Genomic DNA, 17,199 nt, shown 5'->3' with positions numbered 1-17,199 from the left:
CCCATGAAGCTCTACGACTACGAGCTGTCTGGCAACTGCTACAAGGCCAGGCTGCTACTGAACTTCCTCAACATCCCTTGCGAGCGCGTCTCCGTGGATTTCTATCCCGGCAAGGAGCACAAGTCCACGCGCTTCCTTGAAGAGGTCAACCCGCTGGGCCAGATCCCCGTGCTTGAAGACAACGGGTTCCTGCTGCGGGATGCGCAGGCCATCCTCACCTACATCGCCTCGCGCTTCGACATCGAGCAGAAATGGTATCCCGATGACGCCAGGCTGCGCGGCGAGGTCCAGATCTGGCTGGGTGTGGCCGGGGACATCACGCGCACGGCCTCGGCGGCGCGCCTGCACGATGCCTTGGGCTACCCCTTCGATGTCGACGTGTGCCGCGCCGAAGCCCGTGGCGTGTTCCGCATGCTCGATGACCACCTCGCCTCCCGTCAGATGCTGGGTAGCCAGTGGCTGGTGGGCTCTCACGCCACCATCGCCGACATCGCTTGTTTCCCCTACGTGGCCCTGTCCACCGAGGGCGGCATCCCGCTGGACGAGTTCCCGGCCATCCGCCAGTGGCTTTGGGCCTTCCGCTCTCAGAAGGGCTTCATCGGCATGGCCGGAATCATGCCCATCGAGATCCCCTGCTGACGCCCACCCGCCTTTCCACTTTCCCGCCCCACTGGACGTAGACATGAAACCGTTGATTGAAGACCGGAGCTTTCTGAAGCACTTCTGGCACCCCGTCTGCACGCGCGCAGAACTTGAAGAGGCCCATCCATCCGGTCGAGGCCCTCATGCCGTGACCTTGCTTGGACGCAAGCTGGTGGTGGCGAACCTGGGTGGCCGCATCGTCGCGATGGACGACCGCTGTGCGCACCGTTTTGCCGCGCTGTCCAAAGGCACGGTGGTGGGCGACACCCTGCGCTGCAACTACCACGGCTGGAAGTACGACACCGAGGGCAAGGTGGTGAACATCCCCGCGTGCCCAGAGCAGCCCATCCCTAAGAAGGCCTGCGCGACATCGTACGACTGCGAGGTCAAGTACGACCTGGTCTGGGTGCGGCTGGACAGCTCATGGGACTGTACCGACATCCCCTATTTCAGCGAGTGGGATGCACCGGGCATGCGCAACCTCGTCGTGCCCTCGTACACCTGGAACACGGCCGCGGAGCGCCGCTGGGAGAATTTCACAGACCTGTCCCACTTTGCCTTCGTGCATCCTGGCACGCTGTACGACCCAGCCTATGACCGTCCGCCCATCCCTGCAGTCGACCGCGTGGAGGGCGAGATGCGGTTCGCCATCGAGCCCCCGCCCGAGATGCTGGAGAACCTGCCTGAGAACTGCCCGATGGGCTCCTTCACCTACCGGTGCTCGATGCCTTTCTCGATCAACCTGAAGATCCAGCTCTACCGCGACGCGACGGCGTTCACGCTGTGGACGACGAGCTGTCCCATTGACGACACGCACTGCCGCAACTTCCTCATCATCAGCCGGGCGCAGAAGGACGACGACCCCGACCACGCACACGCCGCGTTCCAGAAGCTGGTGCTGCAGGAAGACCAACCCATCATCGAATCGCAGTGGCCCGCCGAGATCTCGATGGACGAGGTGTCCATCGTGACCGACAAGGTCTCGAACCAGTACCGCAAATGGCTTCGCGAGCTCTCCATGGCCGCGCTCGAGGGTAAGGACGCCTTCGCGGCTGTCTTGCGCACCCAGGTCATTGACGAGCGTCGATGACGCCCGCATCCCATCATCCTTGCTTGAGGCCTCTTGTTCATGAAGTTCCCGTTCTCTCTCGGCTGCAACGGTCGGGGCGTGGTCCACATCGAAGGGACCCCTATCTCGGTGGACGAGCAGTTCCGGCTGCTCAAGTCCGCTGGCGTCTACGACCACTTCGACCGCATGCCGCAGCCTGGCGAAGAGCGTGAGTACCTGGATGCCGCCAACCGGCATGGCATCCCCATCCGCACCGGCCTGTGGTGGTACACGGCCGGCCAGGACGAAGCGCTGCTGGAGAAGAACCTGCGCATCAGCAAGGAAGGTGGCGCCGAGTTCCACGACATCATGCTGCACATCCGGCATGCGCGGGGCACCGTTCTCACCGACGATGACATCGTCGCCTTCTATGAACTGGCACACGAGCTTGGCGAGCGCATCGGCATCGAGGTGGGCCTGGAGAACCACATCTACATGTGGTCGGAAGACCCCCGGCGTATCACGCCGATCGCCCGCAAGGTCCAAGCGCGGGGCCTGCCGTTCAAGTACGTGCTCGACCACAGCCACGTGCTGATCAAGGTGGACAACGTGGAGGAACAGGACATCATCGGCATCCGCGCGGACGTCGAGAACGGCAGCCTGCTGATCGACCCCTATGAGTCCGGCAACGTGCTGGACGAATGGATCGGCATGAACATGGTGCACTGGCTCCAAGTGCGGCCAGTGTCGCCGAACGGCCCCAAGAACCGCTGGGCCATTAAGAACAACAACAGCTATGACGGTGGCGCGTACGGCCGCCCTTGCCAGTACCCCTTCGTCAAGCCCAAGGCGGGTGAGTGGCATTCGCAGTGGCATGCCTATCGGGTCGAGCCCTGCAAAGAGGTGGTCCGCAAGGCGTTTCGCCACCACATCACCACGCCCGACAGCCCCCTGCGCTACATCACCACCGACATGATCGACATGGCGGACTACGGCGAGAACGCCAGGTACTCGCTCTTCGAGCAGAACGTCGCCATCGCAAGCTGGCTGAGGTCGACGTGGGACGACATGGTGGCCGAAGCCACGTTGAAGACCGGGCCGTGACGCCTCTGATGTCCCTTTGACGCCCCTTTGAAATTCGAAAGAAGCTTGATATGAAAACAAAAGCCGCTGTGGCGTGGTCCGCCAATGCCCCCCTCACCATCGAGACGGTCGACCTGGACGGCCCCAGGTTCGGCGAGGTCCTGGTCGAGGTCAAGGCCACGGGCATCTGCCACACCGACTACTACACCCTGTCCGGCGCCGATCCCGAAGGCATCTTCCCGGCCATCCTCGGGCATGAAGGTGCCGGCATCGTGGTGGACGTGGGCCCGGGCGTGACCTCGCTGAAGAAGGGCGATCACGTCATCCCTCTTTACACGCCCGAATGCCGCCACTGCAAGTTCTGCCTGTCCCAGAAGACCAACCTCTGCCAGCAGATCCGCAGTACCCAGGGCAAGGGCCTGATGCCTGACGGCACCAGCCGCTTCAGCCTAGATGGCAAGCCCATCTTCCATTACATGGGCACGAGCACCTTCGCCAACCACATCGTCGCGCCCGAAATTTCGCTGGCCAAGATCCGGAAGGACGCACCGTTCGACAAGGTCTGCTACATCGGCTGCGGCGTCACCACGGGCATTGGCGCCGTGCTGTTCACGGCTAAGGTCGAGGCCGGTGCCAACGTCGTCGTGTTCGGCCTGGGCGGCATTGGCCTGAACGTGATCCAGGGCGCGAAGATGGTCGGGGCCGACAAGATCATCGGCGTCGACGTCAACCCTGCACGACAGGCCATGGCTCGCCAGTTCGGCATGACGCACTTCCTGAACCCGAACGACCACGAGAACATCGTGGACACCATCGTGCAACTGACGGACGGCGGCGCCGACTACAGCTTCGAGTGCATTGGCAACACCAAGGTGATGCGCCAGGCGCTGGAATGCACTCACAAGGGCTGGGGCCGCAGCATCATCATCGGCGTGGCAGAAGCCGGCGCCGAGATCAGCACCCGCCCCTTCCAGCTGGTCACGGGCCGCAAGTGGGAAGGGTCCGCCTTCGGCGGCGCGCGTGGTCGCACCGATGTGCCCAAGATTGTCGACTGGTACATGGACGGCAAGATCGACATCGACAGCCTCATCACCCACACCATGCCACTTGAGGACATCAACAAGGGCTTTGACCTGATGAAGCGCGGCGAGTCCATCCGCGGCGTTGTCGTCTACTAAGTGGCGGATGGATCGGATGACCCTGGCCACCCTTCACGTAACGGCAGAACACACCTGCTACGGTGGCGTTCAGCGCTTTTATCGTCACGACTCGGCAGAAATCGGTCTACCGATGAACTTCTCGGTGTTCCTGCCACCGAAGGCAGTGCTGGAGCCCGTTCCTGCCCTGTTCTATCTGGCCGGGCTCACCTGCACCGAAGAGACCTTCATGGTCAAGGCCGGCGCACAACGTCTTGCAGCCTCGCTGGGCCTTGCGCTCATCGCGCCGGACACCAGCCCGCGCGGCGCCAACTTGCCTAGCGAGCGCGAGGCCTGGGACTTCGGCGTCGGGGCCGGCTTCTATCTGGATGCCCCTGGTCGAGCCACTGGCGCATGGAGAGCTACCTGCTCAAGGAACTGCTTCCACTCGTGGAGGCAATGCTGCCGATAGACGGTCGCCGCATCGGCATCCTAGGCCACTCCATGGGCGGCCATGGGGCACTGACCCTGGCTCTGCGCCATCCTGGACGGTTTCGCTCCGTCTCGGCCTTCGCCCCGATCTGTGCGCCGAGCCGGTCCCCCTGGGGCGAGAAGGCCTTTGGCAAGTACTTGGGCCCCGACCGCGCGGAGTGGCTGCGCCATGACGCGACGGCGTTGATGGGCGAGCAAGTCAAGGCGCCTTACCCGAACGGTATCCTGCTCGACCAGGGTCTGGCAGACAAGTTTCTTGAAGAACAACTGAGGCTTGCCCTGTTCGAATCTGCATGCCACGCCGTCAACCAGCCTATCACCGTGCGCCGGCACCATGGCTACGACCACGGCTACTACTTCATCCAGTCGTTCATCGCCGACCATCTGGAGTTCCACGCCGACCGCTTGGGGAAAGGGCGAAGACACCCTCCCTTGAGCTTCTAGCGCGCCAAAGGCAGAAGGAGCGACGGCGAGGGGCCACACCCTCGCCGTTGGCCTTTCAGGCGCTCTCGATGCTCAATCGAAATTCACAACGGACGGCTGCACCCCTTCTGGCAATGTGGTTGACGTGACCCTGGCGATGTTGTTCTCGGGATCGCAGAAAACGAGCTGCCAATGGCCGTAGTAGGTCGCGAAAGGCCCCTTCACGATGCGCCCCCCTAGCTCCGGAACCAGGCGGAAGACGTCGTTGACGAACTCGGGGCGATTGACGACCAAGGTGAACATCGTCGAGATGGGGAAGTCCGCCTGCTCGGACTGCTTGCGATCTGCCAGCGAGAGCAGGTCGTACGCCTTCCAGCCATTGAAGGCCAGCTGGATTCCCGCACCTGCCAGCACACGGTATATCGGGGAGGACGCTTCCTTGACCTCGTCCCAGCCCAGGATGGACTGATAGAAGCTGAACTGCCGGTCCACATCGCGGCAGAGAACATTGAACATGGGCTGAGCGGAATGCCGCAACATGGTGTATTTCCTTCTGCCTCAAACTGCAGCTTGGGTGGTCACGGTGCCGTAAGTCTTGGCATACATGTCAGCGATGTGCTCACCGACCGTGCGCTCACTGTGAGGAAGCGTGATATCGCCCTCGAAATGAGCCAAAGGCTTGATCTTGTAGTGGTAGCTCGGGTCAAAGAACGTGGCCACGGAGTACCGGTGCCGATTTGGTGCTGTGTTCAGCACACGATGCATGTTCGAGTTGTAGAGCCCTTTGGTCAGGACCGGCACCATATCGCCCAGGTTGATGACAAACGTCCCGGGAATATGCGGCGCGCGAACCCAATCACCGCTCGCGTTACGCACCTCCAGGCCGCCCACATCGTCCTGAAGCAGCATCGTCAACATGCCCCAGTCCGTGTGCGCACCGGCTCCAATCTGGTTGCCTTGACCGACACCATTTTGCGGCGGGTAATGCAGAAGACGGGTGGTGAGCATTGGGTGCTCCAGCCCCTCAGCGAAGTGGTCTTCTGGGAGCTCCAGCGACAGGGCCAGTACCCCCAGAAGATGCTTACCCAGCGCAGTCATCGCCTGAATGTAGTCCTCGGTTTGCGCGCGCATCTCACCGTACGAGGCTGGCCACTGATTGAGACTGTTGAACTCACCGTTCGTCGTGTACGCCTGCTTTCCGTCGACGCCGGCCATGAAGCCTTCTTTGAGATCGGGCTGAGAACCGTCGTCCAGTGTCTGACTCGACATCGGCTCATAACCACGCATCGAGGGCGAATGGGCAACGTCCAGCTTGAGTTTCTCGGCCTGGGGCAGGTCAAAGAACCTTCTGGCGCACTCCAACTGCTTGTCCAAAAGGTCCTGTGGCACCCCATGGTTGGAGACATAGAAAAAGCCGGTCTCTCGGCAGGCCTTGTGCACCTCCCACGCGACGACCTTCTTGGCATCGGTGTCGCGGGAAAAGCTGCCAGTCAGGTCAATGACCGGGATTGCCTTGGCAGCAGAGGCTGGGGTGTAAATAACCATTTTTCAAGCTCTGGAAGTTGATGAAGCCAAGCACTGTGCTGTTGAAAACAAATCTGGCTCGACACGTACATCAATCTATCCATCACCGATGGAAATGGAAGGTATCTGGCTGGAACAATCCGTTCGCGTTCTGAGACGAAGCCTCTTCGAGAGATCTGAATCCCACCAGCCTTCTCGGAGGTTGAAGCCAAAGAATTGGCTGTTAAGGGCAGGGGTCCCCGTCCGACGTGAACAACAACAATCCCTAGTTCCGCGCCCATCGCCTACAAGTTCTAGCACCTGCCCTCAATTGCGAATCACTCATTCGTGAAGTCACAGTGACTTGAACTGCTATCTGGCAGCTACTGGGTGCTCGTCGGTGCATCGACACATGGTAAGTCGTGGCTAGTTCGCTCAGTGGTACTCGGACAGCGCACCGGCACCCGTCACAAATGCTAATTTCAACCCCAGATCCCAGGCGGGGCAGGAAGAGGGCGAGTTGATTAGGCATCCATCGGTGTCTACAACAAGCCGTAAAGACGCGCAATGCGGACGGCAGTTCTTCGATCCGGTGCGCCGAGCTTGGCGTTGACCCGCTGAAACCGGCAGTCGATAGTTTTGGCTTCCAGACCCATGGCCGTGCCGATGAACTTGCTGCTGTGGCCAGCGGCCTCGTGGCGCAGAAGGTCCAGATCGGCGTCCGTCAGGCGCACGCCTTGAAGAAGTTCCTCTCGCATCGATTTGGCGATCCAGTGATGGAGTTCCATGGCGAGCGCCCGTGCCAGTACCCGTATCCTGGGATAGCGGGAACCATCAAATCTCCCAGGATCTGCTGACCCCAGGCACAGGACGCCGACCCGTGAAAGACCGACCGGGCTGGGTGCCGGCGCGATCAGGGCGGACGCGAAGCCATTCGCAGCCGCCGCTTGAACGAATGCTTCTTCTTCGTTGGAGGCGCAAACCAGCGCGCAGGATCGGGTGGGCTCTGCATCGGTCGATGCGTACCGCAACCAGGAATCGTGCTCGAACCAGCGGTGTGATGCGTAGTCCGCCGCCCACGACGGATCGCAGGACCACAGGGACCGAAGTGAGGATCGGGTCGCATCGTCCCGGAGGCAGCTGACGAAGTAGCCAGCATCTGCGCCAAGGCCTGCCACGGATTCTCTGAACAAAGACATCACCTCACCGGTGGAAGTCACCTCGGAGATCCGAGGAAGCAGCTCCAGGAGGCGCACGTCGGCCACGGCAGCGCTCAGTGGCCCGGCCAAAAAACCGGCGTCAGCGTTCGTCTGTGAATGCCGCATGACCAGAGCGCACCAGCTTGCCGAACAGCAGACCATCTTCAAACCGCATGGGCTCCACGTCGCACCAATGGTCGAAGCTCTTCTGGTCAAAGAACACCATGGTCTGCACAAGCCGTATACCCTTCATTTGCCCTTGTGTGCGCTCCATCAGCAGGCCATAGGTGGTGGCGCGAAGCAGGAAGGAGGCGGAGCCATCACAGCTGGAAAGCAGCGTATCCCCAGCCGCGACCGGTGCATGGGGACGATTGATCGCCCACGAGGCCACGTCCGCGCGTTTGGCGAACAGTGCCGAACGCTTGGCACCCAGGGGGCGGGCGGGCGCGTCAATCGGGTCGATGCGGCGTTTCACGGAGCGGCCGGTCAACCCCGAAGGTGCTGGCGGCGACATCACGGGAAGTGGACGGTTGTTCATCCTCACTCCTGCAGGTCTGGTTGACCAACAGGTCGCGCAGTGCTGATACCGGGCGACCCTCGCATCAAGCCTAAACGGACTGGATGGAGGGAAGGGTAGTCAAGCGCATTGCGCGGTGTCAAAGGAAATCGGGCCAGGGCGAGCATTTCTGCAGCCGGTTCAGCGCAGCTAAACGGCGAAAGCCCGGTGCGCGAGCCGTGTCAAGCTGTGGCCGCTGCGCGGTTTTTGCTCAGGGCCTCCAACAGGGCAAATGCATCGTCGGCCCGGTCAACCGGTATGAACAGATGGTCGTGGTGGAAGGCGGCGACCGCATTGCACGGGATGCCTGCCCTGGCCAGCGCTGTGGAGATCGTGGCCAGAAACCCGATGGCCTCCAGCGACGAATGCACTGTCAACGTGATGAGCTTGGCCTCGAAGATGAAGGGTACCTTGGCACGCACGGCTTGGGCGCGCTCCACGATGGCGGTCAGGCCTTCCGACTCACGGAAGGTGCAGATCGGAGAGAGGTCATCGGGAAGTCGATAGTCCTGAAAGGTGCAGTAGACGTAGGTCTCCGGCCGAAGGTCAGGTGCCATCATCTGCTGCAGCCGAACGTGGTCTGTTTCTCCACTCATCAGATCTTCTCCTGCATAGGGCAACGAGGTGGGTCTTTCGTCCTTGATTATGGGTGGCGGGCGCAGGTCCGGCGCGTGCAGAAGTGCGCATCCGAGCCCCTGGCAGGGCCGGTTTAGCTGAATTGACACGGAGCCAAAGTTCCTAAACCGCGGCGTTCCCGTGGGATGTCCTGCTACCGTCTGGCGCAGCCCGGAACAGACCCCGCCATCCACTGCTTTGCCGCCGGGCACCCACGGCAGAGCACAGTGAGAAGGAGTGTCCACATGGCACCGACTTCCGAAGTTCTCGCGGACATGGCCGATCTTCGCCAGCAACTGAGACAGCAGGGCAGCCCCTACAGCGAGTTGTTCAAGCTTCACCCGGCACGCGTGTTGATCGATATTGCGTTCGACTGGGCGCTCATCTTCGGCGCCGTTGCAGCCGTGGTGTGGCTGGATGCGTTTCTCGCACCTTTGGCAGTGCTGGTGTTGGCCAACCGGCAAAGGGCACTGGGGAACATCCTTCACGACGCAGGTCACCGGAACATCTGGCGGGAGAAAGCCAAGAACGATTTGATCGCAAGGGTGCTGGTGGCGCCACTGCTGTTCGCCAGCCTCTCCCGATACCGGGAGACGCACTTTCAACACCACCTGGAACTGGGCCGTGCACAAGGCGACCCTGACTTGATTCCGGGGCAGGACCATCTGCCCTCGTCCTGGATCTTCAGCTATTCGCGATGCCTGCTTTCCCGAGCAGTCTGGCTGGGCTCACTGGGAGGCCACCTGTTTGACCGAGAGGTCGGCGGGCGGAGCAAGGCCTTCATACTTGGCTGGTGGGTGTGCTTTTGCGGCTTGTTGATCTGGTTGATCGGCGGTGAATTCACATTGGCCTTTGTGTCCCTCTGGCTGATCGCGCGTGCGACGCTGTTTCATTGCATCACCACTTTCCGTGAGATGTGCGATCACTTCGGGCTTCTTCCTGGTGGGGTGTTTGGTTTCACCCGCGACATGGTCTGTCACGGACCTTGGCGTTGGATCATTCATCCCCGCAACAACGGCTACCACCTCACCCACCATCTGCTGCCAGCCGTGCCGTACTACCGGCTTCCCAAGGCTCATGCATTGCTTCGTCAACTCCCGATGTTTGAGGAGCGATCACATGTCTGCAGCGCCTATTTCCGTCGAGGAAATGCGGTGACTACCGAGTGGCAGAGCAGGGCGGTGGCATGATGGAACGCGTTTTGAGCAGTGTCCAGATCGCGGCCTTGTTGGTGTCGGCCAGCTACGGCATTGGATTTCTGTTCGGCTCTGGCGAACTGGCGCTGACACACGGAATGGCCGGCAGCATCTACGGTATGGCGACTGGCGTGGGCATGCTGGCGTTGGCGGTGGCCGCCAAACCGCTGTGGCAGTCCGGCTTGTCGGTATGGGACTTGTTCGGTCGCGCTTACGGATCGAGCCTGCGTGGCTTGGTGGCCGTGCTCTCGCTCGTGTGGATGGCGGGTGTGCTCGCGGCGCAAATTCATGGGGGCGTGGCCGTCGCTCGCTTGCTGGGCATCCCTGATCCGTATGGTCTGCTCATGGTGCTCGGGCTGGTCTACGCCGCAGCGCACATGAGCCTCCACATGGCCTCGCGCGTGTTTGCCGGATGTCTGCTGTTGAGCGCGGTGGTCTTGGTGTACACACTCGTCGCCGCTGACGGTGTGCCCCTTTATTGGCAGGCGGTGCCAAGATTTGTGGAGGACTTGGACACCTACACAGCCTCCCAGGTGAGCACCATGTCAGTTGCCGTCGGTCTCTTGGTGGTCACCGGGGCGGATTACCACCAGTTCGTGCTCTCAGGTCGAACCGCTCGAAGCGCGGTGATCGGATGTGTCTTGGCGGGATTGGCGCTCATCCTCATCGGCTTTTTGCCCGCAGCGGTTGTGGTGGCGATGCAGTCATCCGGAGCGCTGACGAACATGCCCGACGGAAAGCAAGTCATTCCTTGGGTGCTGTCCCGCAAAGCGGGCGACCTCATGGGCGTTTTGGGGCCGGGAATGTTGGTGGCGCTGTCCCTGGCCGCTCTGGGCTCGGGCGCCGCGATTTTGCGAGCGATGGCTTCTGCCATCCGCACGATTCTGCCCAGCACAAGGCGGCCAGGTTTCGCTTCGGCTGCAGGGCTGATGTTGGGGGCAATGCTTACCTCGCGAGATCAGGGCATCGTACAAACCATGGTGTCGGTCAACATCATCTATCTGGCCAGCATCGGTGTTTGCTTCGTCGCGCTGTTGGCGAACATCCGACTGCCCGCTCGACAGGCCAGAGCAACCTTGGTCGCTGGATTCGTCGTGTCAGGTGGTGTTTATGTCGCCGGTTGGTGGGGACTGGTGCCGCAGCAGGCCGATAGCACCTCTTTACTGGCGGGACTCGCTACGTCATTCGGTGTTGCAGTCGGCTTTCGCTGTGTTGCCAGCCATCGCGGTGCTGGTGTGACGAAGTCCTGCCATTGATTCGCTCGGTTCGGCAAGCACCAATACCGATTCGTCAGCCACTGGCGAGACCAACTCACGATGAGCCACCTTCACGATCAAGGCCGTCACGTCGTGGGCCAAGGGCGGTTCCAGTTCCCAGTGGTGCCAATAGAGATCCACCATGACCGTATGCTGGGGACACAGATCAACCAGTTGTCCGCTTTCCACCAGCGGCCTGGCCTGACTGCTCGGGACCAGGCCATAGCCAGCGCCCATGGCCACGCCTTCCAGCAAGGCGACCGGCGATGGCAAAAAGTGCTTGGTGTACCGGTCAATCGAAAACCCGAACCGGCTTTTCAGGAAATCGTCGTGCAGGGAGTCTTTGCGGTTGAAGAGAACGGCTGGTGCGGCCAGAACCGCTGGGACCGTCAAACCGTCCGGGAAAGCGCGAGAGGCAAATTCGGGCGTGGCATAACAGCGGTACTCCATAGCGCCCAAACGTTCGGCGATAAACCCATCGGCCGCTTTGGGAGCGGTTGAGATGCACCCGATGACTTCACCGCGACACAGCAACTGCGAGGTGTGGTCCTGATCGTCTGCAACCACCTCCAGCGCGACCAGGTGGCTCAGCAGGAGCTCCTTCAGCACAGCCGGGAACCAGGTGGCCAATGAGTCCGCATTCACCGCAATGGACAGCGGAATGGGGGCATGCAGCTTGGGTTGGGGCGTCAGCTCCTGCAAAGCCGATCCCTCCATGACCCTCAGTGCCTTCACGTACCGCAGCAGAACCTCTCCTGCTGACGTCGGTGAAATGGGGCGGTCCCGGAGCACCAGAACCGTGGACAACGATTCCTCCAGGGCCTTGATGCGCTGTGACACAGCGCCCCTGGTGATGCTCAAAGCAGTCGCCGCTTTTTCAAAGCTTTGCTGCTCGATCACCACCGCAAAAGTCTCCAACTGTTCACGATCCAGCATGGGTACCTCCCAATGTCTGTCTGTCGCTGTTGCCAACCTTCGCCATTTAGGGGGGCGGACGAAAAATGTGTCGATGGTTTTCAGGTGTCAATCGCTTCTGAGTGGTAACGAGTGGTGTTTTGTTTTGGCTTCTCCAAGGGGAAGACGGGTCGTGCGCGTCAACAAAAATTACATACGGTTGCCGTGCGGTATGAATCAACGGAGGGAAAGTGGCACCCTGCTAAGAGCTGAACAAGGAGACCCACAATGTGGCTGTTGGTCGCTCGGGAACCAGGGCGGGATGCCCCCCAATGGGTCGGAAGGAAGAGTCTTGCCATGTTGGACGCGGTCGCTTGGCCGTTGCTTGCCGTTCTGATGGTTTTCCAGTCGCGCGTGCCGCTTGGTGTTGTCGGCCCGTTGTTGGCGGTAGCTGCTTTAGCCCTGTCAGTTGCCCGGCTTCGCCGAGCCATCTGTCTGAACCACCGCTACCGCTTCACCACATGGCGATGGGGCGGGATGGTTCTCGGTCTGATGCTGCTTGGGGCTACTCTCAAGATCTTTACTTGAGGGGTTCGACAGTCGCGGCACTGTGATCCCGAAACGAGCAGGGTCGTGAAGCCACTCGACCGTGTTGCGCCATATCTTGCGGCGCCACGGTCTGGGCTGGGCCCAGGGAAACGCGTAGCGGGTTCGAAATACTCCTGCGGCATCTTGCCCCAGCACAATCATGAGCATGTCCGTGCGTTTGGCGTCCGAGTCGTGGATGACCAGGTCGCCAGGCTGCCACTGTGTGGTGTTCGGATCGTGAATCAGGCCCATGGCACACCCCACTAAGCGCTGTACTCAGTGAGTCACAATGGGCCGAGTCTTGCTCCAAGACTCAATGTCAGCGCTCCGCCATGCCACGGCGCGCGGAGCGAGCCGCACTGGGTTCGGGAACTCATGGCTCGCCATCAAGCGATAGATCGTTGATCGACCAAGGCCGGTTATCTTCATAACAGTGCGCATGCGTAGGAGGGCGTCCGCTGGTCGGACACTATTGTCTTGGGGGGGATTGATGCGGGGGTGCTGCACGACGCGTCTCTCGTTAATAGCAACACCCTCACTGTGAGACCAAAGAGCATCAGTCACACTGCTGGATTCACGTTCAAATCGTGCATCGGGCCCACGATCAGCGGTAATCGTGGCCTCAAGGCCCTTGTTGCGAGGGTGGCAGGGGCACGTCAGCATGCGTCCATATGCAAGACAGTGGACATACCCCTGAGTGGTGCGGCCCGAAGGTTGAGCGCACCCTTCGCAACGGCAAGCACATCTATTTCTCAACCTTCAAGGCTTGGCTGGTCGAACAGGCCAGCAGACCGGGCGCATCGGTCGCGGGTCTGGCGCTGCGCAACGGCGTCAATGCCAATCTGCTGCGTCACTGGATGAAGCTGGGTCATTGGCAATCGGGCACCCCGACGCTGTTACCCGTGACTGTTCTCGCACAGCAGCCCTGTGCCGATGTGGTGGCGACCACCCTTGCCCAACCGTCCACGGGGACGGTGGAGATCGAACTGTGTGGCGCCGTCATCCGCCTGAGTGGTCAGGTCGATGCCGCGCAACTGACGACGGTACTGGCCGCGCTGCGCGCATGATCGGCCTGCCAGCGAACACGAGGGTGTGGATCGTGGCCGGACACACCGACATGCGCAAGGGCTTCGACGGCCTGGCCGCGATGGTGCAGACCGCGCTGAGCGAGAACCCGTTCAGTGGCCACGTCTTCGTCTTCCGCGGCCGGCGCGGCGACATCCTCAAGGTGCTGTGGTTCGATGGTCAGGGCTTGCTGTTGCTCAGCAAGCGACTCGAACGCGGGCACTTCGTCTGGCCCCAAGCCTCGGGCGCTGGCGTATCGCTGACACCGGCACAGCTGTCGATGCTGCTTGAAGGCATCGATTGGCGCATGCCAGCGCGCACGCATCGTCCGGAGCTGGCCGCGTAAAGCTGGCGTTGCGGGTCATTCCCGATGGAGCCGGGCTGGGGGTGAGGCACACTCCAGGCCGTGTCGACGCCCACCCCATCACCTGCGAGCTACGAAGAATTGCTGCGCATCATCAAGGCGCGCGATAGCGAGGTGGCACTGCTCAAGCTGATGGTCGACAAGCTCAAGTTGCAACTGCTGCGTCGCGTGCGCGCCGAGTTCGGCACCTGCAGTGAACAGTGGGCGGCACAGATACCTTTGATCGATGGCGACCAAGCCGCATTGAGCATGCGTGCCAAGGGTGTCCCGGTGCCGGCCCCCGCCAATGACGCGCAGATCGACCGCCGTCTGCCGGCACATCTGCCGCGCGACGTCCAGGAACACCTGCCCCAGGCCAGCCACAACCACCACGACAGTGCTGGCCAGCCCTGCGGCTGCACGGCCTGCGGAGCCCGGCTGCGCAGAATCGGGCAAGACGTCTCCGAGCAGTTGGAGTACGTGCCGGCGCACTTCAAGGTGATCCGGCATGTACGGCCCAAGCTGGTCTGTGTGGCTTGCCAGACGATCTTCCAGGCCAGCGCACCGGGCCGTCCGATTGCGCGTGGTGTGGCCGGCGCCGGCCTGCTGGCCCATGTGCTGGTCTCCAAGTACTGCGACCACTTGCCCTTGTACCGCCAAAGCGGCATCTACGCTCGCAGCGGCGTTGAGCTGGACCGCTCCACGCTGGCCGGCTGGGTCGATCAGGCCGATCAGTTGCTGGACCCGCTGGTGGCGGCGCTGGGGCGCTACACGTTGGATGCCGCCAAGATCCACGCCGACGACACGCCGGTACCGGTGCTGCAGCCCGGACGGGGCAAGACCAAGACCGGACGCTTGTGGGTATACGTCAGAGACGACCGCCCGATCGGCTCCAGCGAGCCGCCTGCGGCCTGGTACCAGTACACACCGGATCGCAAGGGCGAACACCCACAGCGGCACCTGCGGCAATACAAGGGCATCCTGCAGGCAGACGCCTATGGCGGTTGGGGCAAGCTCTACGGCTCAGGCCAGATCACCGAGGCCGCTTGCTGGGCACATGCGCGCCGGCCGTGGTGGGATCTGTACCTCAGCAGCGGTCGTGACGGCGCGTCCATTGCAGCGCAAGCGCTCGGACGCATCGCAGAGTTGTATGCCATCGAGCGCGACATTCGGGGACAACCTCCCGATGTTCGGCGGGCCCAACGCCAGGCGCGGGCTGGCCCGCTGCTGCAGGAGATGCACGCCTGGCTGAGCCAACTGCTGGGGCGGGTGTCGGCCAAATCGGAATTGGCACAGGCCATCGGCTACAGCCTTGCGCGCTGGCAGGCCCTGACGCGTTATTGCGATGACGGCCGCATCGAGATGGACAACAACGCCGCCGAACGTGCTCTGCGTGGGGTGGCCTTGGGACGGGGCAACTACCTGTTCATGGGCTCGGACGCTGGCGGCGAGCGCGCTGCTGCAATCTACAGCCTGGTGCAGACCGCCAAGCTCAATGTGCTGGACCCCGAGGCCTACCTGCGTGAGGTGCTCAGCCGTATTGCCGATCACCCCATCAACCGCATCGAGGAGCTGCTGCCCTGGAACCTGACGCAGTCAGAGGCCAACCCGGCACAACAGCGCCGGGCAGCATGAGTGCACCTGGTCTCGACCCGCGGGTGCTGGATGCCCTGCAGAACGCCAGCAGCCTGGAGCTGTTCCAGCTGAGCACGCTGATCGATCGACTGCTGGCCGATCCGCGGCGCATCATTGCCGTGCGCAAGGACATGCACCTGGGCCAGACAGTGCGCTTTGTGGACTGGCGCGATGGCAGCCTGCGCGAGGGCAAGGTCGTGGCCATGCGCGAGGCACAGGTGACGTTGCAGGACGTGCGAGAGCGCAAGGAGTGGAAGCTGCCCTACGCCGCGATCGAACCGCCGCAGCCCGACCCTGCGGCACATGTTCAAGCGGTGGCGCCTGAACCGCCAGCTGCGCAGCGACCGACGCGCAACGACTTCCGATGTGGCGAGAAGGTGGCCTTCGAGGACAAGTACCTGCAGACCGTGGTGGGCACCATCGTGCGCATCAACAGCCGCACCGCCACCATCGACCCTGGCGACGGCACCCATTGGCGCGTCGGCTTCGCCCTGCTGCGCCACGTCCTGGACGTTTGAATGCCTCCCTCCTCGTCAAGAGGGTGTTGAGGCGACGCTTACGATCAGCGTGAGCCGACCGGGTTAGTACCAAGGAAGCTTGTGATACCGTCAAGCCACCCTTGAATACCGTCTTCGCCCCCTGGAGCGAGCACCCGATACCGTCATTACGTTACAGAACATGACACTTTCGCTTTCCAAACGCTGTCACGAACCATCAATGAGTGAGATCGGGAGCAAGGCCCCCTGTGAAGGGCTCTCGAACGCGACGGTAGATCTGTCGGTATCGAGGCCGTTCTCGCCCTGCAAACAGCGCGATTTTCCTCTGAGCCGCGACCGACTATTGACAATAGAGTGGGAGTGATGTCGATACAACTACTGTACAAATGAACAGTAGTTGTGCAGAATGGTACCCCCGCAATCGCAGCCCAAGGAGGTGTTGCATGGGTATCCGCCATGATATTTACTACATGCTGCACCTGCCTTGGGCCGTCGCACAGGACATTGACCGGTTGTACCAGTTGTTGAACCGCTCGTACCACGGACCTTCCAAGCCCATGGCCGCTGAGCGGCTGCACACCACACTGGTGCCTCTGGGGTCGTACGAAGACCGCATTCCTCCCGAAATCCTGGCGCTTGTCTTGCGTGTGGGCCCGCAGCTGGACGCGGCGCCATTCCGCGTCTGTTTTGACACCGTGCAGTCGCGCGGCCCTCAGCGTGAGGTCGGCACTGTCGAGCTGGCAGGTCACGGTGTCGGCGTTCGGCCCTTGTTCCTTCTGCGACGGCAACTGGTCACGGCCTTGCGCTCGCTCGGATGGCCCGAGGCTTGGATACGGCCCAGCTTTTATCCACACATCACGCTGGACTACGGGCGGGCGCCGGTCGGTTCCCGGCGAATCACCCCTCTGGCCTGGGACGTGACCGAAGTGCGGCTTGTCGACAGTCTCTATGGGCAGGGGCTCCATGAGGTGCTGGCAAGCTGGCCCCTGCAGGACCGGCAGCAGTCGCTGTTCGATTGACGATGGCAC

General features: G+C 61.8%; 19 protein-coding genes and 1 pseudogene. 13 read left to right on the top strand and 7 right to left on the bottom strand.

Annotated features, from left to right (window positions below; genetic code table 11):
• Positions 1-3 precede the first annotated feature (3 nt).
• From BC358_RS11310 to fghA, 5 genes and pseudogenes are all read left to right on the top strand, one after another.
• Positions 4-639, top strand: a complete 636-nt coding sequence (locus BC358_RS11310; RefSeq protein WP_079365870.1) for a glutathione S-transferase family protein — start codon at positions 4-6, stop codon at positions 637-639.
• A 43-nt stretch (positions 640-682) separates the two neighbouring features.
• Entirely contained in the window at positions 683-1,732 is a 1,050-nt protein-coding gene (locus tag BC358_RS11305; protein ID WP_079365869.1) for an aromatic ring-hydroxylating dioxygenase subunit alpha, read from the top strand.
• A 39-nt stretch (positions 1,733-1,771) separates the two neighbouring features.
• Complete coding sequence (locus BC358_RS11300) at positions 1,772-2,794, top strand: xylose isomerase (protein ID WP_079365908.1); 1,023 nt, start codon at positions 1,772-1,774, stop codon at positions 2,792-2,794.
• Between the two features lie 50 nt (positions 2,795-2,844).
• Entirely contained in the window at positions 2,845-3,951 is a 1,107-nt protein-coding gene (locus BC358_RS11295) for an S-(hydroxymethyl)glutathione dehydrogenase/class III alcohol dehydrogenase (RefSeq protein WP_079365868.1), read from the top strand.
• A 16-nt stretch (positions 3,952-3,967) separates the two neighbouring features.
• Positions 3,968-4,845 (top strand): annotated as a pseudogene (fghA, locus tag BC358_RS11290) (S-formylglutathione hydrolase).
• A gap of 72 nt (positions 4,846-4,917) precedes the next feature.
• On the opposite strand, the gene BC358_RS11285 reads toward fghA, so the two are convergent.
• The 5 genes from BC358_RS11285 to BC358_RS11265 all read right to left on the bottom strand — a co-directional run bounded on the left by BC358_RS11285 (position 4,918) and on the right by BC358_RS11265 (position 8,678).
• Entirely contained in the window at positions 4,918-5,364 is a 447-nt protein-coding gene (locus BC358_RS11285) for a VOC family protein (protein ID WP_079365867.1), read from the bottom strand.
• 18 nt (positions 5,365-5,382) lie between these two features.
• A complete protein-coding gene (locus BC358_RS11280; RefSeq protein ID WP_079365866.1) occupies positions 5,383-6,369 on the bottom strand; it encodes an isopenicillin N synthase family oxygenase in 987 nt (328 codons plus the stop codon).
• Positions 6,370-6,869: 500 nt separating this feature from the next.
• Positions 6,870-7,592 (bottom strand): autoinducer binding domain-containing protein, encoded by a 723-nt coding sequence (locus BC358_RS11275; RefSeq protein ID WP_079365865.1) that lies wholly within the window; start codon positions 7,590-7,592, stop codon positions 6,870-6,872.
• A gap of 34 nt (positions 7,593-7,626) precedes the next feature.
• Positions 7,627-8,064, bottom strand: a complete 438-nt coding sequence (locus BC358_RS11270) for a hypothetical protein (protein WP_079365864.1) — start codon at positions 8,062-8,064, stop codon at positions 7,627-7,629.
• A 200-nt stretch (positions 8,065-8,264) separates the two neighbouring features.
• Entirely contained in the window at positions 8,265-8,678 is a 414-nt protein-coding gene (locus BC358_RS11265; RefSeq protein WP_079365863.1) for an ACT domain-containing protein, read from the bottom strand.
• Positions 8,679-8,942: 264 nt separating this feature from the next.
• Between BC358_RS11265 and BC358_RS11260 the strand changes: the two genes are divergently transcribed.
• Complete coding sequence (locus BC358_RS11260) at positions 8,943-9,887, top strand: fatty acid desaturase family protein (protein ID WP_079365862.1); 945 nt, start codon at positions 8,943-8,945, stop codon at positions 9,885-9,887.
• Complete coding sequence (locus tag BC358_RS11255; RefSeq protein ID WP_143434273.1) at positions 9,884-11,149, top strand: hypothetical protein; 1,266 nt, start codon at positions 9,884-9,886, stop codon at positions 11,147-11,149. Before BC358_RS11260 ends, BC358_RS11255 begins: the two co-directional genes overlap by 4 nt.
• Here BC358_RS11255 and BC358_RS11250 read toward each other — a convergent pair.
• Positions 11,075-12,085, bottom strand: coding sequence for an HTH-type transcriptional regulator ArgP (locus BC358_RS11250; RefSeq protein WP_079365861.1), 1,011 nt, complete (start codon positions 12,083-12,085; stop codon positions 11,075-11,077). The genes BC358_RS11255 and BC358_RS11250 overlap by 75 nt on opposite strands.
• Positions 12,086-12,400: 315 nt before the next feature.
• On the opposite strand from BC358_RS11250, the gene BC358_RS11245 reads away from it, so the two are divergent.
• Positions 12,401-12,631, top strand: a complete 231-nt coding sequence (locus BC358_RS11245; protein WP_256861473.1) for a hypothetical protein — start codon at positions 12,401-12,403, stop codon at positions 12,629-12,631.
• Between the two features lie 276 nt (positions 12,632-12,907).
• Here the strand turns inward: BC358_RS11245 and BC358_RS11240 are convergent, their stop codons facing one another.
• Positions 12,908-13,072, bottom strand: a complete 165-nt coding sequence (locus tag BC358_RS11240; RefSeq protein WP_079365859.1) for an AlpA family phage regulatory protein — start codon at positions 13,070-13,072, stop codon at positions 12,908-12,910.
• A gap of 230 nt (positions 13,073-13,302) precedes the next feature.
• On the opposite strand from BC358_RS11240, the gene BC358_RS22295 reads away from it, so the two are divergent.
• The 5 genes from BC358_RS22295 to BC358_RS11215 all read left to right on the top strand — a co-directional run bounded on the left by BC358_RS22295 (position 13,303) and on the right by BC358_RS11215 (position 17,190).
• Positions 13,303-13,698 carry a transposase gene (locus tag BC358_RS22295; protein WP_256861472.1) on the top strand — a complete coding sequence of 132 codons (396 nt, stop codon included), beginning with the start codon at positions 13,303-13,305 and terminating at the stop codon, positions 13,696-13,698.
• Positions 13,695-14,042 carry an IS66 family insertion sequence element accessory protein TnpB gene (gene tnpB / locus BC358_RS11230; protein WP_079365858.1) on the top strand — a complete coding sequence of 116 codons (348 nt, stop codon included), beginning with the start codon at positions 13,695-13,697 and terminating at the stop codon, positions 14,040-14,042. Before BC358_RS22295 ends, tnpB begins: the two co-directional genes overlap by 4 nt.
• 60 nt (positions 14,043-14,102) lie before the next feature.
• Positions 14,103-15,674, top strand: coding sequence for an IS66 family transposase (locus BC358_RS11225; RefSeq protein WP_079365857.1), 1,572 nt, complete (start codon positions 14,103-14,105; stop codon positions 15,672-15,674).
• On the top strand, positions 15,671-16,192 hold the full coding sequence (locus tag BC358_RS11220; RefSeq protein WP_079365856.1) for a hypothetical protein: 522 nt from the start codon (positions 15,671-15,673) through the stop codon (positions 16,190-16,192). The genes BC358_RS11225 and BC358_RS11220 overlap by 4 nt, the downstream gene beginning before the upstream one ends.
• A gap of 422 nt (positions 16,193-16,614) precedes the next feature.
• Entirely contained in the window at positions 16,615-17,190 is a 576-nt protein-coding gene (locus BC358_RS11215) for a 2'-5' RNA ligase family protein (protein ID WP_079365855.1), read from the top strand.
• Positions 17,191-17,199: the final 9 nt, after the last annotated feature.

The organism is Hydrogenophaga sp. H7 (genome assembly GCF_002025745.1).
GTDB classification, from domain to species: Bacteria; Pseudomonadota; Gammaproteobacteria; order Burkholderiales; family Burkholderiaceae_C; genus Hydrogenophaga; species Hydrogenophaga pseudoflava.
This window is presented reverse-complemented; position numbering and strand designations above follow the sequence as displayed.

Bases quoted from the DNA above. Each gene is read 5' to 3' on its own strand.
- BC358_RS11300 (WP_079365908.1), top strand. From the start codon at position 1,772: ATGAAGTTCCCGTTCTCTCTCGGCTGCAACGGTCGGGGCGTGGTCCAC.
- BC358_RS11280 (WP_079365866.1), bottom strand. From the start codon at position 6,369: ATGGTTATTTACACCCCAGCCTCTGCTGCCAAGGCAATCCCGGTCATT.
- BC358_RS11295 (WP_079365868.1), top strand. From the start codon at position 2,845: ATGAAAACAAAAGCCGCTGTGGCGTGGTCCGCCAATGCCCCCCTCACC.
- tnpB (WP_079365858.1), top strand. From the start codon at position 13,695: ATGATCGGCCTGCCAGCGAACACGAGGGTGTGGATCGTGGCCGGACAC.
- BC358_RS11305 (WP_079365869.1), top strand. From the start codon at position 683: ATGAAACCGTTGATTGAAGACCGGAGCTTTCTGAAGCACTTCTGGCAC.
- BC358_RS11245 (WP_256861473.1), top strand. From the start codon at position 12,401: ATGTTGGACGCGGTCGCTTGGCCGTTGCTTGCCGTTCTGATGGTTTTC.
- BC358_RS11250 (WP_079365861.1), bottom strand. From the start codon at position 12,085: ATGCTGGATCGTGAACAGTTGGAGACTTTTGCGGTGGTGATCGAGCAG.
- BC358_RS11260 (WP_079365862.1), top strand. From the start codon at position 8,943: ATGGCACCGACTTCCGAAGTTCTCGCGGACATGGCCGATCTTCGCCAG.
- BC358_RS11220 (WP_079365856.1), top strand. From the start codon at position 15,671: ATGAGTGCACCTGGTCTCGACCCGCGGGTGCTGGATGCCCTGCAGAAC.
- BC358_RS11285 (WP_079365867.1), bottom strand. From the start codon at position 5,364: ATGTTGCGGCATTCCGCTCAGCCCATGTTCAATGTTCTCTGCCGCGAT.
- BC358_RS11255 (WP_143434273.1), top strand. From the start codon at position 9,884: ATGATGGAACGCGTTTTGAGCAGTGTCCAGATCGCGGCCTTGTTGGTG.
- BC358_RS11240 (WP_079365859.1), bottom strand. From the start codon at position 13,072: ATGCGCACTGTTATGAAGATAACCGGCCTTGGTCGATCAACGATCTAT.
- BC358_RS11310 (WP_079365870.1), top strand. From the start codon at position 4: ATGAAGCTCTACGACTACGAGCTGTCTGGCAACTGCTACAAGGCCAGG.
- BC358_RS11265 (WP_079365863.1), bottom strand. From the start codon at position 8,678: ATGAGTGGAGAAACAGACCACGTTCGGCTGCAGCAGATGATGGCACCT.
- BC358_RS11215 (WP_079365855.1), top strand. From the start codon at position 16,615: ATGGGTATCCGCCATGATATTTACTACATGCTGCACCTGCCTTGGGCC.
- BC358_RS22295 (WP_256861472.1), top strand. From the start codon at position 13,303: ATGCAAGACAGTGGACATACCCCTGAGTGGTGCGGCCCGAAGGTTGAG.
- BC358_RS11270 (WP_079365864.1), bottom strand. From the start codon at position 8,064: ATGAACAACCGTCCACTTCCCGTGATGTCGCCGCCAGCACCTTCGGGG.